Here is a 15,953-nt window from a genome sequence, read left to right as displayed (position 1 = left end):
CTCCTCCTCCCAAACACTCAGGCCAGACGCGCGAAGTAAGCGCCCCAAGCCGGAATATCGATCTTGTTGCCATAGTTATTGCTTGCAAAACCGTGACCGGCCAGTGCCTGCCAACTCCCCTCGGGCAGGGTTGCCGTCGTCTCCGTCGCGCTCATGTTGAACACGCAGAGAATGGTTTCGCTGCCATAGTGACGCGTATAAAGCAGCACGTCGCCCTGCGGTTCCGTAAACGCAATCTCGCCCTTGGCGAAGGCCGGGTGCTGCTTACGGAAGGTGAGGAAGCGGCGATATTGCTCCAGCACCGAATTCTCATCTCCATTCTGCACGCTGACGGCGCGCAGGATATGCTCTACCGGCACCGGAAGCCAGGGTTTCACGGTCGAGAAACCACCCTGGGTGACCTGGCTGTCCCAGACCATCGGCGTGCGGCAGCCATCGCGCCCCTTGAATTCCGGCCAGAACTGGATGCCGTAAGGGTCCTGCAGATCCTGATAGGCGAGATCGGCTTCCGTCAGGCCAAGCTCTTCGCCCTGATAGAGGCAGACCGAGCCGCGCAGTGTCAGGATCAGGGCCGCATATTGCTTGGCAAGCGCATCGCGATCGGCAACCAGGCTGCCCCAGCGGCTGACATGGCGCACGACGTCATGGTTTGAAAATGCCCAGCAGGCCCAGCCTTCCGGCGCGGCAACAGCAAAATCCTTCATGACGTCTTCCACGCGATCCGGCGACAGCGGGTCCGGCGCCAGGAACTCGAAGGCGTAGCACATGTGCATCTTGTCGCCGCCGGAGGTGTATTCGCCGACGATTTCGAGCCCGCGCTGGCTGTCGCCGACTTCGCCGACGGCGGCGATCGCCGGATATTCGTCGAGCACGGCGCGGAAACGCTGCAGGAACTTCAGGTTCTCCGGGCGGTTCTTGTCGTAGAGATGCTCCTGGAAGTTATAGGGATTGACCGCCGGGGCGGTGGAAGCATTGCGGCGCGACGGCTCCAGCGCGGGGTTGTCGCGCAGTTCCCGGTCGTGGAAATAGAAGTTGATGGTATCGAGGCGGAAGCCGTCGACGCCGCGATCGAGCCAGAAGCGCACGACATCCAGCAGCCGGTCCTGAACCTCGGGATTATGCAGGTTGAGGTCGGGCTGCGAGATCAGGAAGTTATGCATGTAATATTGCATGCGGGTCGGATCCCAGGCCCAGGCGGAACCGCCAAAGATCGACAGCCAGTTGTTGGGCGGCGTGCCGTCCGGCTTGGCATCGGCCCAGACATACCAGTCGGCCTTGAGATTGTCCTTGCTCGACCGGCTTTCGACAAACCAGGGATGGCGGTCGGAACTGTGCGACAGCACCAAATCGATCATCACCTTGATGCCCAAGCGATGCGCTTCAGCCACCATCACATCGAAATCGGCAAGCGTACCGAAGATCGGATCGACATCCTCATAGTTGGAGACGTCATAGCCGAAATCACGCATGGGGGAGGTGAAGAACGGCGAAATCCAGATCGCGTCGACGCCCAGGGAGGCAACGTGTGGCAGGCGGACGGCGATCCCCTTCAGATCGCCGATGCCATCGCCGTTGGAGTCCTGATAGGAGCGCGGGTAGATCTGATAGATCACCGCTCCGCGCCACCAGTCTTTGTCCACCGTCGAAATCGATTGAGAGGCAATGCTCATTCTGCGTAGGTCCTGTATGAGTAGAAAGGTCTTCGGTCAGCCCCCCTTCACCGACCCGGCGAGCAGACCGCGCACGAGATAGCGCTGCAGACCGAAGAAGACGAGGAGCGGAATAATAATGGTGACGAAGGCGGAGGCCGTGAGGATTTCCCAATTGCCGCCGCGCGAGCCGAGCAGAGCGTTCAGGGCTGCCGTCAGCACCAGATGATCCTTGTCGGTGCCGAGGAACACCATGGCGATCAGAAGGTCGTTCCAGACCCAAAGGAACTGGAAGATCGCGAACGAAGCGAGCGCCGGGAAAGACAAGGGCAGGATGATCTTGACGAAAATATCGAAGTCGCTGGCGCCGTCGACGCGGGCGGACTCGATGATTTCCTTCGGCAGGCCGGCAATGTAATTGCGCAGCAGATAGATGGCGAGCGGCAGGCCGAAGGCGGTATGCGCCATCCAGATGCCGGGATAGGTCTTCGACGGCACGCCGAATATCTGCCCGATCTCATTGTAGATGCGCAACAGCGGGATCAGCGACATCTGCAGCGGCACGACGATGAGGCCGACGACCAGCGCGATCAGGAGTGCGCGGCCGGGAAACTCCATCCAGGCAAGCGCATAGGCCGCGAAAGCCGCGATCAGGATCGGGATGATTGTCGCCGGAATGGTAACGGTCAGCGAGTTGATGAAGGACTGACCGATGCCCTCGCCCGTCAGAACGGTGCGATAATTCTGCAGGGTGAATTGCGGCGGGGTGGCGATGGTCAGATAGATGCGCTTGCCGCGCGTATCCGCGTCGAAAGCGGCATTCTTCTGATAGCGGTAGCGGCCGTCGGCATTGACTGTGAGCGTCTCGCCATTGCCAATATCGGCAGGCGCACCCGCCTTGAAGGCTGCCGGGTCCTGCACGCGCAGGCCGAAGGATTGGATCTTGCCATTACCGCCGTTGCCGTCGCCGGATACATTGCCGGTGATCACGTAATTGGGACCGTCCTGCGTTGCCTTGTCGGTGCCGGCGAGGCGCACGGCCGTCGTCCGCGTCGAGCCGGCAAAGGCCGTCCACCACCCGGAGACGACGATCTGATCCTTGTCGCGCAGCGCCGTGATGAAGATGCCGAGCGTCGGCAGCAGCCAGATGACGACGATGAGCACAACCGCGAAATGGACGAAGAGGCGGGCGGGGCCGATGCGGCCGAGATTTCCGAGCATATCAGCGACCCTTCGTTTCTGCGTTTGCACGACGGATGTTCCAGATCATGATCGGCGTGACGGCGACCATGATGACAAGCGCGATGACGGCACTTCGGCCGGAATCGCCGCCGCCGCGGAACAGCCAGTTGAACATCAGATTTGCAAGGACCATCGTGTTCCACTGACCGTTGGTCATGGTGAGCACGATATCGAACACCTTGAGGACGAGGATGGTGATGGTCGTCCAGACCGTCGCGATCGTGCCCCAGACCTGCGGCACCATGATCTTCCAGAAGATCTGCCAGCCATTAGCGCCGTCGATAACCGCGGCTTCGATCGTCTCTTCCGGAATACCACGAAGGGCGGCCGACAGGATGACCATGGCAAAGCCGGTCTGAATCCAGATCAGCATGACCATCAGGAAGAAATTGTTCCAGAAGGGGATGGTGATCCAGACTGCCGGCGTACCGCCGAAGAGCTGCACGACGGCATTCAGCAAACCAATCTGCGTGTCGTTGCCGCCGCGATATTCGTAGATGAATTTCCAGATGACCGATGCGCCGACAAAGGAGATCGCCATCGGCATGAAGATCACCGCCTTGGCGATGTTACCCCACCAGATGCGGTCGGTCATGACGGCGATGACGAGGCCGAAGAAGGTGCAAGCCGCCGGCACGACGGCGAGCCAGAGGATGTTGTTGAAGATCGACTGGCGGAATTCGGTGTCGTTGAAGGCCCAGACATAATTGGCGCCGCCAACGAATTGATTGCCGTCAGGACCGTAGAAGGACAGGATGAGCGTCGCTACAACCGGATACATCAGGTAGACGGCGAGGAGGAAAAGTGCCGGTCCGAGGAAAAGCCAGGGGCGGATGAGGCTGCGGCGACGCAGATTGACCGCGGCGCGGTGAACATCGTCACCTTCTTTCGCCGGAAAAATCAGGTCTAGCAGCTTGTTGGAAAACAGAAAGTAGGCGGCGCAAACGGCAACGCCGAATATCATGGCTCCAATCGCCGTCAGTATCTGCGAAATCATCCTTCCCTCCCGAATAATTGCTTGCATCAAGCCACCTGTCCGGCGCCGTCGGCACCCCCCAAGGCGTCGGCTGCGACAGGGTAGAGTGGCGGCGCCGGCAGATACCGGCGGCGCCCTTCTGCGATGTTGTGATTACTTGATGGAGTCCCATGCCTTCTGGATTGCATCAGCGGAGTCCTGAGCGGACTTGCCGCCGACGAAGTCCACCATGCCGGTCCAGAATGCACCTGCGCCGATCTTGCCCGGCATCAGGTCGGAACCGTCGAAACGGTAGGTGGTAGCGCTCGTCAGGATTTCGCCTTCTTTCCTCAGCGTATCGTTGGCGTAAGCTGCGGTGTTGACGCCCTTATAGGGGGTCAGGAAGCCGGACTGCGCCATCCAGACTTCCTGGGCGATGGGCGTCTGCAAGAACGCGATGAAGGCACGAGCGGCCTTCGAGTCCTTGGTGATCGCTGCTAGCGTGCCGGCGCCGAGAACTGGCTTACCAAGTTCCGGATGCGACGCATAGGGCGGGAAGTAGAAGAAGTCGGCATCCTGGCCGAGCTTCGTGCCCTCCGGGAAGAAGGACGGGATGAAGGAAGCCTGCTTGTGCATGTAGCACTTGGGCGGAACCGCAAAGAGGCCCTTCGGGCTGTCGCGGAAGTCGGTTGACGCCACGGCGGCGACACCACCATCGACATATTTGGGATTCTTAGAGAACTTGCCGAATTCCTCGATGGCGTTGACGACCTTGGGGTCGTTGAACTTCAGGCTGTTGTCGACCCAGCCGTCATAGTCCTTCGGCGCAACGGTGCGCAGCATAAGGTCTTCGACCCAGTCGGTCGCTGGCCAGCCGGTGGCGCCGCCCGAACCGAGACCGATGCACCAGGGGGTGCCGCCGTCCTTGACGATCTGATCGGAAAGCTTGATCAGGTCTTCCATGGTGGTGGGGACCTTATAGCCGGCTTCCTCGAAATTTTCCGGCACGTACCAGACGAGCGACTTCAGGTCGGCCTTGTACGGGAAGGCATAGAAGGCGTCCTTGCCGTCCTTGCCCTTATAGGTACCGTAGCCAACCCAGCTATCGCCGGCGCCGTAGTTGGTTTTCACCCAGCTTGCGAGATCGTCGCCGAGGGGCGTCAGATAGCCCTTGCTGGCGAGGTTGGCGAGGAGGCCAGGCTGCGGCAGGATCGCGACGTTCGGCGGCGAGCCGGCCTGGGTGTCGATGACGATCTGCTGCTCATAGTTTTCCGAGGACGAATACTTCGCGTTGACCCCGGTCGCCTCGGTGAAATAGTTCAGGACGCTCGTGAACAGTGCTTCGTCTTCGCCGCGCCATGGGCCGAAGATCGTCATCGTTTCACCTTTCAAGTCCGCATGAGCGGCCTTGAAGTCGTCATAGCTCTTCCAGTTGAACTTGGAATCCTGGCCGGGCTGGAACTTCAAATCTGCAGCCATCGCCGTACCAGCGGCCAGGGCCGCAACGGCAACGGTCATCAAAAACAATTTCTTCATGTGGTTGTCCTCCCAAATACAAATCCCACGAGCCCGAACACGTTGCGCGTGTTGCGCGCTCATTTCTCAAAGCGCTTTGGCTACTCACTCATTCCATTGCGGGCAGAGCAAAGTCAAGCGAATTTGTGAATTCGGCTAATATACACCGAAATCTCGCGATGCAGCATGGAATGACACCAATATTTCGCAAATTGTCTTGTTTCGAATGGCTCGCCTGCTACATAGTCTAAAGCGCTTTGGAAATCAGTCGCATGGCAGGAGGAGCCTTTGCGACCATTGGAAATGGGCATATGGAGGAGCAGAGACACGTGAATCTGAAGCAGCTATCGCAAATGTTAGGCCTGTCGCAGACCACAGTCAGCCGTGCCTTGAACGGATATCCGGAGGTCAATCGCGAAACGCGCGAGCGCGTGCTCAAAGCGGTTCGGGAAACCGGTTATCGGCCGAACAAGGCCGCGCAACGGCTGGCGACCGGCAAGGCCGGCTCAATTGGCCTGGTGATGCCGATGGCCGCTGGCCATCCGTCCGACCTGCATTTCAGCGAATTCCTGACCGGCCTCGGCGAAGAGGCATTGCGGCATGATTTCCATTTCGTCCTGACGCCGGCCGATCCGAACGACGAAGTCGGTGCTCTGAAGCGGCTTGCCGCCAGCGGCAATGTCGACGCCCTGTTCATCACCTATATGCGCGGCCATGATCCGCGCCTCGAAATGCTGAAATCACTGTCCATACCCTTCCTGGTGCATGGACGATCCTTTGGGACGGAGCCGGACTACCCCTATCTCGACATCGACAACGAGGCCGCCTTCTACGACGCCACAAAGCTGCTGCTACAGCTTGGCCATAAGCGTTTTGCGCTGCTGAACGGTCCGATCTATCTCGATTTCGCCATCCGGCGGAAAAAGGGCGTGGTCACGGCACTTGCCGAACGCGGCCTGGTGCTGGACGAGGCCTATGTCAGCCACACGGCGATGACCGATGAACAGGGCCTGTTCGCCATGGAGCGCATCCTGCAGCTCGACGAGCGGCCAACCGCCATCCTCTGTTCCAGTACGGTGCTGGCGCTCGGCGCAGTGCGCGCCATCAACCAGGCGAAACTGAAGCTCGGCGAGGATATTTCGCTGATCGCCCACGACGATGTGCTGACGTTGCTGAAGCCGGAGAATTTCACCGTGCCGTTGACAACCACGCGATCGTCATTGCGCGCCGCCGGCGTGCGCGTCGCCGAGCGCCTGATCGGCGAGATCAAACAGCTCGAGACATTTCCCGAGCAGGAGCTTTGGAAAGCCGAGCTGATCGTGCGTGCCTCGACCGGCGTGGCGCCGGCCGAGTAAGATGCTCTGATGGGCACGATCTATTCCGAAACCGCTTGATCGGTTTCGGGATCATGCCGACGACTTTAGAATTTCGGCGGCGTCTGACCGGCGGCACGATGGGCGGCGATCGAGGTATTGGCCATCAGCATGGCGATGGTCATCGGCCCGACACCACCCGGAACCGGGGTGATGACGGCGGCAACTTCGCCGGCTTCCGCAAAGGCGACATCGCCGACCAGACGGCTCTTGCCCTCGCCTCTTTCCGGTGCTGCGATGCGGTTGATGCCGACATCGATGACCGTCGCACCCGGCTTCACCCAATCCGCCTTCACCATTTCCGGCCGGCCGACCGCCGCCACCAGGATATCGGCGTTGCGGGCCACCGTGGCCAAGTCCTTCGTCCGCGAATGCGCCGTCGTTACCGTCGCATTGGCATGAAGCAGCAGTTGCGCCATCGGCTTGCCGAACAGGTTGGAACGGCCGATGACGACGGCATTCAGTCCCGACAGATCCTCGCCATGCACACGGCGCACCACCAGCATGGCGCCAGCCGGCGTGCAGGAGATGAGGCCGGTCGCCAGATCACCGGTTGCCAGCTTGCCGGCATTGACGACATGCAGGCCATCGACATCCTTGTCCGGCCGGATCGACTGGATGATCGCTTCGGCATTCAAATGCTTCGGCAGCGGCAATTGCACCAGGATGCCGTGGATGGACGCATCCTCGTTCAGCGTCGCCACCAGCTTTGCCAGCTCAGCTTGCGTCGTCTCGGCCGGCAGCGTGTGCTGGATGGAGTTGAAGCCGCATTCCTTGGCCATGCGGCCCTTGGCGCCGACATAGGTGTGGCTCGCCGGATCATCACCGACGATGACGACCGCAAGGCCGGTCTTCACACCCGTGTTCTTTTCCAGTGCTGCGGTTGCCGTCTTCACCGCATCAATTACCGAAGCAGCCACCTGCTTGCCATCGATCACAGTCGTCACGAATATCTCCCGACATTGTTTCGGCGGCAATCTACAAGCCATCGGCCCAGTGGATTTGCCTGCCAACGCCCTATGGTGTCTGAAAGCGGTAATTGCAAGGAAAAAGCAGTGACGGGGTCAGCCCCGCATCGTCTGCCGGCGCGACGCATAGGTCTGGACTTTCGTGCGCAACAACGCCAATTCGCGCTGGATCTGCGTCAGCTCCTCCGAGACCATGGGACGATCATTGGCAACCGGAATAGTGGCATCGAAGTGCGGTCGCGGCAGATCGAGCATTGGTCGCGGCGGCAGTGGGGCCGGCTCGACGACCGCACTGAAAACCGGCTCGGGCGTCATGATGTGCGGGGCTGCCTGATCCTCCGCAAACACCCCGCCGCCCATCCATTTCCGCAGGAAGACCAGGCAAAGTGCTGCGCCAAGGCCCATGATGAAGCCCGCTGCTTGACGACCCGCGAGATTGTCGTCGAGCGGCGTCTTGGCGGCGATGGCAGGGGTGATGACGGCGATCGGAATCTCGGCCTGGGGCGGAGCCGTATCAGCGTTTTGCAGATCGGCGTCATAGTGGCTCTGCGCCGCCGCAACATCGCTCTGAAGCTGACTCAAGCGGGCTATATCGACATCGATGCTTTTCTGGCTGAGAGCGGTCATCCGCGCGGAAAGCGCCGTCCGGTTCTCAAGGGCTGCCTGCAACGCTGCATCGCTGCTGGCGATGAGACGCTGCAGTTGATTGCGGATGTCGGCGACCAGACCATCGATCGTCGCCTGCTGCGCCAACAGACGGGGATGGCGCGGACCAAGCTGCGTGGAAAGCTGGGATAGGACGACCTTGGCGGCGCTATAGCGGCTGCGCAGATCATCGAGAGCGGCCGATGACAGACCGCCCGGCAACGCGCCACTCATGACGCTGGCAGGCGTCGCGGATTTGGCGGCCGAGACGCGCGCCCTTGCGCCCTGCACGGCAGCCTCGGCGGCCTTGATTTCGCCATCCAACTGCTGGCGCTGCTGCTGAAGATCGAGCGCGGCAACGATCCTATCGTCACCATACTGCGCCTTGAAATCGGCCAGCGCTCCCTTCGCTTGATCAAGATTCTTGAGGCTCTTGTCGGCAGGCGAGCTGCCGTTGCCAACAAGCCCTGCCCCTTGCGCAACGGTGGCGTCGTAGATGGTCGCATCGGCCAGACGATTGGCGATCTCTGCCGATCTTGCCGGATCGCTTGTGGTCACGGCGAGATGCAAGGTGCCACTCGACGCATCGATGGTAACGGCGATATCTTTGCGGAAGGCAGCCTGCGCACGCGAGGGCGCGTCGGAAGCGTTCCCATTGCCTGACAGCAATTCCACGGCAACACCGAAAGCGCCGGCCCGATCGCCGGTGAATTCCGGATCGCGGTCGAGCTTCAGCCTGGCGACAACATCGGAAAGCAGGGAGGGCGCCGTGGCGCGTTTGGCGGTGACATCCAGAAGCGCCTGTCGCGCCGCCCCCTGCCCTTTCATTTGCAACACGGTGTGAGAGACATAGCGCGGCGGCGCTGCCACCACCGTCGGGAGAAAAGCGCCCGCCAGCGCTGCGATAGTGACGAAGGCAATGGAGCCGAACCCGAACACCCAGCGACGATGCGGCGGAGGCGCGGTCGCCTGGACGGCAGGCGGTGCGACCAAGGGCAAAAGATCGATTTCAATCTCTTCGGCGCGGGACGAAGGCAATGATTGCTCTGCGATCAGCTCCGGTTGGCGATCCATGATGGTTTCGCGCGCGACAGAATGATCTCGCAGGATGCCGCGGATACGATCGGGGAGCGGCGGAGCCTCTGCGACCTCAGTCACCGCGGGCCTTTTCCGCCCAGAGACCGGATAGGGATCACCATCCAGCATCTTTTGAATGAGGGCCAGCAATTCCGCATCGCTCGCAGCCTGGCGGTCGGCGGGCTGGACATTCGCTGCTACGAGATAGCCGTCCACACCGCGATCGAAATAGGCATGACGTTCGGCGCCGCGGGAAGCCTCGAAGGCATCTGCGTCATTGGAAAGGAATCTGATCCTGGCCTTGCTTTCGAACATCGCGGGTTTTCTCGCGCGCATGGTCAATGACCGATGCCGATGGTTAACCCACTCTAAATTTTCAAGGCAAAGAAAAGGTTAACAACCGCAGCGATCGAGGGCGCGATCAGGATCAACTGGCGAGTTTGTCGGGCGAAGGAAGCCGCAGCAGCGGCGCGGCCTGTGGCTCCGCGGCACGCAGGATACGTTCCTTGCGGCCGAACTGGTGCCGAACGACCTGATAGAGGAAGTGCGGCACGCCGAGAATATAGCGCCGCCATAGCCTGCCCGGCTCCTGAAGCAGGCGATAGATCCATTCGGAGCGCATGGTGCGCATCAGCGCCGGCGCGCGCGGCACCGTGCCGGACACGAAATCGAACAGTGCGCCGACCGTCAGCACCAGCCTCGCATGCTGCGGCTCGATATGGTCGGCGACCCATTTTTCCTGGAGCGGCGTCCCCATGCCGACAATCAGCACGTCGATCTTCTGGCGGCCGACCTCCGCAGCGATCAGATCGCTTTCCGCCTTATCGAAATAGCCGTCTGCAATAACGATGAAGTCATGCCACGGTGCATGCTTGCGGAAATTTTCCGCGGCCTTTTCAACGACATCGCGGCGGCCACCGATCAGGCCGACACGCTTCCGCCGATCCATGAAAGTCAGCAGAGCCGGCACGAAATCGGTGCCGTTCAGATTGGCCGGAAAGGAAACACCATGGGCAACCCGCGAGGCGATATCCAGGCCGACGCCGTCGGGCAGGACAAGATTTTTCGCCAGCACATCGCGATATTTGGCGTCGCGCAGCATCATCAGCATGTTGTGGGCATTGACGAAGGAGATGACGGTCTGGCCGACCGGAAGCGACGCCAGCTCATTGATGAAGTTCAGCGCATCTTCCCAATCGAGGTCGCAGACCGGCAAGTCGAAAATCATTCGACGCGACGTCAGCACGGCAAAATTTGCGACCAGATTCACCCAAAACCTCCTGCCGCGAACGTTCCTACGCTCGACGCCGGCAAATTTCTCGACGCAAATCCTCCACCGCCTGTCCGTTCGGTGACATCGGACGCATCGCTAAGCATGCTTATAGCAAGGCGATCCCAAGCTTCCGTTAGGAAAATCGATCGGAATTGCGGGAGGAAAACAGGGATTTGTTAACGCTGTTTCGGGCGATAGACGCAGCAGGCCGCTCCATGAGGGGAGCGACCATCACTGTGGTCAATAGGTTTAATGCGCCTGTTTGGGCTCTGCGTCGGGCGCCGCATCGCCCTGGACGATCTTTACGGGCTTAACGGTTCTCTTGCCGGAGCCGTCGCCGCCGCTATTGATCTCGTCCTTGGAGAGGTAGTCGAGCTGTTCGACCAGAACGTCGGCAACATAATCGCCGCCGAGACGTTCGTTCATGTTCTTCTTGATATCGTTGCGGAAACTGACGACATCGAAGCTGGCGGTATGGCCAATGTCGATCGCCTTATTGCCCACCAGCAGGGAATAGAGCTGGTCCGTCGTCAATTCCGTCAACGGCGTTTGTATTTGAGCCACCTTGCCCTTCTCCATCATGAAGGAGATGCGCGTGATGAAATAGCCGCTCACCTGACCGTTGGCGATGACGGGCACGTTGATCGATTCGCCCTTGACGAATTCCTGCTGCGCCTTCTTGGCGTCGTCAGGATTGATCGCGGGCGCCGTCGCCATCTGCACCGAAAAATAGACAGAGGCCAGCGTTACGATGCAGACCCAGAGGCCGGTGAGGACGAGCTTGATCATCCGGCCTCACGGACGCGGAACTGCTCCTGCGAATAGGTGCCGTCCGCATCGGCGTTCTGCACCGCGTTCTTCAGGATATCGGCAACGGCACGCACGGCTTCGAGATGGGCTTCGACGCGGCGCGCGTTCAAGACCAGCTTCTTCTTCAGCCCGTGCAACTGCTCGATATGCGCGACCGCAAGCTCGGCCGGATTGGTATCGCGAAACAGCATCGACAATTCGTAGAGGCAGCGGCTCTTATGCGCGTTCGATACCTTGAGATCGAATTCCGGATCGGTGCCGATCCGGCTGTTCTCGTTATCGATGATCATCTCCAAGCGGCCAAGGACCGACTTGATGCGGTAGTCGTTCGAAATCACTTCCATGTCCATCCCCCAGGTCATACTTTCTTGGACGTCAGCGCATCTTGATTGGTGACGGTCGTATCGCTGTCACCATTGGTCTCAGCCGCCGCAAGCGTCTTGCGCTGGAAATCGGTAATTGCGCTCAGCGCCATCTTCTTGTCGTTCTCATTGGTTGCCGAGTTGACAGCGCCGGTGTTGCGCATCTTGTCGACCTGTTCCTTGTACATTTGCTCGGCAATGCCAACGCCGCCATTCTTGGCCAGCGTATTGCCGAGCTGTTCGGCCATCATGCCCTTCCAGATCTCGCCGGCGGAGCCCTTGCCGTAGAGTGTTTCGCTGTTTGGCAGCATGTTCTTCACGAAGTTCTGCAGCACCATCGCTTCGAACTTGTGATAGGCCTGCGGCACCTTTGTCTGTGCCGTATGCGTGTTGGCGTTGCTGAGGCCGGCCTTCGTCGCGGCGCTGTCCAGCGCACTCACGGTCGAGGCAAAACCATTGCCATTTTCCGCCAGGCTTGTGGCGGCAAAGGCAGCCCTGTTGGCCGCGAGCTTTTCCTGGGCTGCCTGAACGTCGGCCGGATTGGCGGCCTTGACGACATCCAGGACCAAATCACTCGGAGGCGAAATAGCCACGTCACGTTTCCTTTCACTAAAGCATGACCCTGCGACGCGTGAAGCAGCCATCGAGCAAGATTATGCCGAAATCGAGCGGTTAGAGCGTCATGGTTCATTTGAACGCATGAAGATCATCTAATCTTTTGAATCCGGAGCAAGGTGGCGATTCGGGGAGGAGCCATCTTGTTCTAAGATCGCGACGATTATGGTTTTTGAACCTTGCTGGAGGCTGGCGTTGCGCCTGCGAAGCGCTGATCGATGATGTCGTAGACGGCATTGTCGTCCGCCTCGCGCATTTCCAGCTCGCGAGCGTCCTTCATATGCTCTTCCAACCGGTCCGCCTTGGTGCGCTCTTGCAAGACTTTTGTCTCGATCAGCTTCTGGATGCCATCAAGCTGCTGATCCTTGAGCGTCAGGCGGCCATAGCGCCCGGCATAGTGCACCGAAAATGCCATATGGATCGGATCGGCCGAGCTGATCGCATCGATCAGCTTTTCCATCGACTGGCTGACCTCGTTGCGCTGGCGGGTAGTATCCGCAAGCTCGTTTTCCGCTATCCGCTCGAGATGGCGTTGCACGGCGACGAGGCGCTTCAGTTTTTCGGACCGGCTCTTTTCCGCCATGGCTTCGGCTTCGCCCTCGCTAATGCCCGTTGAAGACGCGGAGGAAAGCGCCGGAGAACTGGCTGACGATCGCCGCGATACTGAGATAGAGCATGAACAGCCCGCCCATCAGCAGATAGGGCGTGGAGATGAAATAGATCGGGATCTGCGGCGCGAGCTTATTGATGAAGCCGATCGAAATCTGGAACATCAGACCATAGAGCAGGAAGGGGCTCGTCAACCGCAGCATGATGAAAAAGGTGGCCTGCAGCGTATCCGCCACCGACACTAGCGAGGCGCGCGCATCGACATGGCCACCAAAAGGCAGGACCGAATAGGAATCGACCAGCGCCTGTAGGACGTGGTGGTGAAAGTCCAGGATGAACAGCATCATCAGGCCGCAGAAGCTGATCAAGCTCGTCAGCGTCGTCTCGTTCGTCTCTTCGATAACGTCCATACCGCCTGGCGCATTGAAACCGATCAACATCGATATGGCCGTGCCGGCAAATTGCAGCCCAAGCGTATAGAGCCGCGCAATCATGCCGTACATCAGGCCGATCACCGTTTCGGTGAAGATCAGACCGATATAGGTGCCGCTGCCTTTGGATACTTCCGGATAGATCGTGTTCCAGAGCAGCGGCAGGATCGCCATAGACAATGCCGCGGCCAGCAGCACCCGAACCTGCGGCGGCACACGGCCTGACGAAAACCCCGGTAGCACCATGATGCAGCCGCCAATGCGGCAGAAGGCGAGAAACAACGCCAAAATGGTGCCCTGGGGGTCTGTTATCATGAAATGGAACCTAGAATCTTGATCTCGATCCCCTTGGCCAATTCCACATGCGACAAGACCGGCAGAGTCGCGAACAGGCGTTCGATGATCATGCGCACATAGGAGCGTGTTTCCGGCGAGGTGACAAGCACGAAGGGCAAGCCGCGGTCCATGTATTCACGGATAACTTTGCCTGCCTGCTCGCTGAATTCTTCCAGATTGCGCGGATCGATGTCGAACTCGACGATTTCGCCCTTCTGGTCGCGCTTCAGTGCCTGATGGAAGATGAGATCCCACTTGCTGCCGAGACGGAGGACGCGCAGCACGCCATTGTCCGCGAGGTCGCCGCAGAGCTGCTGCGCCATGCGCACGCGCACATGCTCGACGATCTGCTCCGTCTTGCGCACATGCGGTGCGAGTTCCGCAACGGCTTCGAGAATGAGGTGCAGGTTGCGGATCGAGACACGCTCGGCAAGCAGCAGCTTCAGCACCGCCTGCAGCCCGGAATAGGACATGTGCGACGAGCAGATCTCATCGGCGAGCTTCTTGTATTCCGGATCGAGGCGCTCGATCAGGATCTTGACGTCCTTATAGGAGAGAAGTGCCGGCAGGTTGTTGCGGATGACTTCGCTCATATGCGTCAGCACGACGGAGACATTGTCGATCGGCTGGAAGCCTTCGCGCTTCAAATCCTCGGTGAAGGCTTCGAGGACGGAGACGGCGGGCATGCCGAAGGCGGGTTCGCGGATCTCATCGCCCGGCACGGTCGGCTTGCGGCCCGAACCGGTGACGACGAGCACCTCGCCGACACGCAGCATATTGGAAGCGACCGTCGTGCCGTGGATGCGGATCTGATAGGATTTGTCGGCAATGGCGATGTCGTCGGTGACCTTGATTTCCGGCACCACGAAACCGTATTGCGTCGCGAATTTCTTGCGCATTTTGCCAACGCGGAAGGCCAGCTCCTGATGCGCGCCGAGCAGCCGGGTGGAGACGATCTTGCCGAGCGCCAATTCGATTTCCGAGGTCGTCAGAACCGACTTGACCGAATCCTTCTCCATTTCCTTCGACTGCATCACCTTCTTTTCTTCCGCATCGCGGCGAAGCTTGTTTTCGGCTTCGACCTGCCGCGGAATGAACCAGGCGCCGCCCGCCATGAGGCCGCCGAGAATGAGGAAGGGAAGGAATGGCATGCCCGGCATGACGGCCAGGATGCCCATGAGGATCGCGGCGACAGCGAGCGCACGCGGATAGCCGCTCAACTGGTTGATAACGGCCTGGTCGGTGGAGCCGGCGGTGCCGCCGCGCGAAACGAGAAGGCCGGCGGCGAGCGAGACGATGAGCGCCGGCATCTGCGATACCAGACCGTCACCGACGGAAAGCTTGACGAAGACATCAGCCGCCTGGCCGATCTGCATGCCATGGCGGAAATAACCGATAATGATGCCGCCGAAGATGTTGATGCAGGTAATAAGCAGGCCGGCGACGGCATCACCGCGCACGAATTTCGAAGCACCGTCCATCGCGCCGAAGAAGGAGCTTTCCTCTTCCAGCTCGCGGCGGCGGCGCTGAGCCTCTTTTTCGTCGATCAGGCCGGCCGACAGATCGGCGTCGATCGCCATCTGCTTACCCGGGATGGCATCGAGGGTGAAGCGCGCGCCGACTTCGGCGATACGCGTCGCACCCTTGGTGATAACGATGAAATTGATGGTGATCAGGATCATGAAGACGATCAGACCGATCACGAAATCGCCGGACATTACCAGGCTGGAGAAACCCGCGATCACGCCGCCGGCCGCATCATGCCCTTCATAGCCGTGCGAAAGAATGACGCGTGTCGTCGCGATGTTCAGCGACAGACGCGTCATGGTCGCGATCAGCAGGATCGTCGGGAAGGACGAGAATTCCAGCGGCTTCTTGATCCACAGCGCCACCATCAGGATCAGCACCGAGAGCGCGATCGAGAAGGCCAGACCCATATCGATGAGGAATGGCGGGATCGGCAGGAACAGCACGCAGAGGATGACCATGATACCGAGGGCAAACCCGATATCACGCATGCTGGGATTGGCTTTGGGAAGTGCTATTGCGGGTGGTTGCGCCATCGACCGGTTCCGTCTCTTCATGAGAGGGGG

General features: G+C 59.9%; 14 protein-coding genes. 1 reads left to right on the top strand and 13 read right to left on the bottom strand.

The features are described from left to right. Positions 1-17: 17 nt before the first annotated feature. The 4 genes from bglA to GGD50_RS00315 all read right to left on the bottom strand — a co-directional run bounded on the left by bglA (position 18) and on the right by GGD50_RS00315 (position 5,382). Positions 18-1,670, bottom strand: a complete 1,653-nt coding sequence (bglA, locus tag GGD50_RS00330) for a beta-galactosidase BglA (RefSeq protein ID WP_107107060.1) — start codon at positions 1,668-1,670, stop codon at positions 18-20. A 36-nt stretch (positions 1,671-1,706) separates the two neighbouring features. Then, entirely contained in the window at positions 1,707-2,870 is a 1,164-nt protein-coding gene (locus GGD50_RS00325; protein ID WP_107107059.1) for a carbohydrate ABC transporter permease, read from the bottom strand. Position 2,871: 1 nt separating this feature from the next. Next, positions 2,872-3,888, bottom strand: a complete 1,017-nt coding sequence (locus tag GGD50_RS00320) for a carbohydrate ABC transporter permease (protein ID WP_107107058.1) — start codon at positions 3,886-3,888, stop codon at positions 2,872-2,874. 132 nt (positions 3,889-4,020) lie between these two features. Beyond that, positions 4,021-5,382 (bottom strand): ABC transporter substrate-binding protein, encoded by a 1,362-nt coding sequence (locus GGD50_RS00315; protein ID WP_107107057.1) that lies wholly within the window; start codon positions 5,380-5,382, stop codon positions 4,021-4,023. A 308-nt stretch (positions 5,383-5,690) separates the two neighbouring features. Between GGD50_RS00315 and GGD50_RS00310 the strand changes: the two genes are divergently transcribed. Continuing rightward, positions 5,691-6,716: a LacI family DNA-binding transcriptional regulator gene (locus GGD50_RS00310; RefSeq protein ID WP_107107232.1), complete on the top strand. Its 1,026-nt coding sequence runs from the start codon at positions 5,691-5,693 to the stop codon at positions 6,714-6,716. 65 nt (positions 6,717-6,781) lie between these two features. Here the strand turns inward: GGD50_RS00310 and GGD50_RS00305 are convergent, their stop codons facing one another. The 9 genes from GGD50_RS00305 to flhA all read right to left on the bottom strand — a co-directional run bounded on the left by GGD50_RS00305 (position 6,782) and on the right by flhA (position 15,923). Further along, a complete protein-coding gene (locus tag GGD50_RS00305) occupies positions 6,782-7,681 on the bottom strand; it encodes a bifunctional methylenetetrahydrofolate dehydrogenase/methenyltetrahydrofolate cyclohydrolase FolD (protein ID WP_183937589.1) in 900 nt (299 codons plus the stop codon). Between the two features lie 117 nt (positions 7,682-7,798). After that, positions 7,799-9,739, bottom strand: a complete 1,941-nt coding sequence (locus tag GGD50_RS00300; protein ID WP_107107018.1) for a GumC family protein — start codon at positions 9,737-9,739, stop codon at positions 7,799-7,801. Positions 9,740-9,851: 112 nt separating this feature from the next. Beyond that, positions 9,852-10,694, bottom strand: coding sequence for a WecB/TagA/CpsF family glycosyltransferase (locus tag GGD50_RS00295; protein ID WP_107107017.1), 843 nt, complete (start codon positions 10,692-10,694; stop codon positions 9,852-9,854). Between the two features lie 252 nt (positions 10,695-10,946). Further along, entirely contained in the window at positions 10,947-11,486 is a 540-nt protein-coding gene (locus GGD50_RS00290) for a hypothetical protein (protein ID WP_107107016.1), read from the bottom strand. After that, a complete protein-coding gene (locus GGD50_RS00285; RefSeq protein ID WP_028751231.1) occupies positions 11,483-11,851 on the bottom strand; it encodes a hypothetical protein in 369 nt (122 codons plus the stop codon). Before GGD50_RS00285 ends, GGD50_RS00290 begins: the two co-directional genes overlap by 4 nt. 14 nt (positions 11,852-11,865) lie before the next feature. Then, on the bottom strand, positions 11,866-12,462 hold the full coding sequence (locus tag GGD50_RS00280) for a rod-binding protein (RefSeq protein WP_107107015.1): 597 nt from the start codon (positions 12,460-12,462) through the stop codon (positions 11,866-11,868). A gap of 185 nt (positions 12,463-12,647) precedes the next feature. Then, positions 12,648-13,067 carry a hypothetical protein gene (locus GGD50_RS00275; protein ID WP_107107014.1) on the bottom strand — a complete coding sequence of 140 codons (420 nt, stop codon included), beginning with the start codon at positions 13,065-13,067 and terminating at the stop codon, positions 12,648-12,650. A gap of 19 nt (positions 13,068-13,086) precedes the next feature. Continuing rightward, positions 13,087-13,839: a flagellar biosynthetic protein FliR gene (fliR, locus tag GGD50_RS00270; protein WP_107107013.1), complete on the bottom strand. Its 753-nt coding sequence runs from the start codon at positions 13,837-13,839 to the stop codon at positions 13,087-13,089. After that, positions 13,836-15,923, bottom strand: coding sequence for a flagellar biosynthesis protein FlhA (gene flhA / locus GGD50_RS00265; protein ID WP_107107012.1), 2,088 nt, complete (start codon positions 15,921-15,923; stop codon positions 13,836-13,838). The genes fliR and flhA overlap by 4 nt, the downstream gene beginning before the upstream one ends. Between the last annotated feature and the right edge of the window lie 30 nt (positions 15,924-15,953).

This window comes from Martinezella paranaensis (genome assembly GCF_014200235.1).
Taxonomy (GTDB): domain Bacteria; phylum Pseudomonadota; class Alphaproteobacteria; order Rhizobiales; family Rhizobiaceae; genus Rhizobium; species Rhizobium paranaense.
This window is presented reverse-complemented; position numbering and strand designations above follow the sequence as displayed.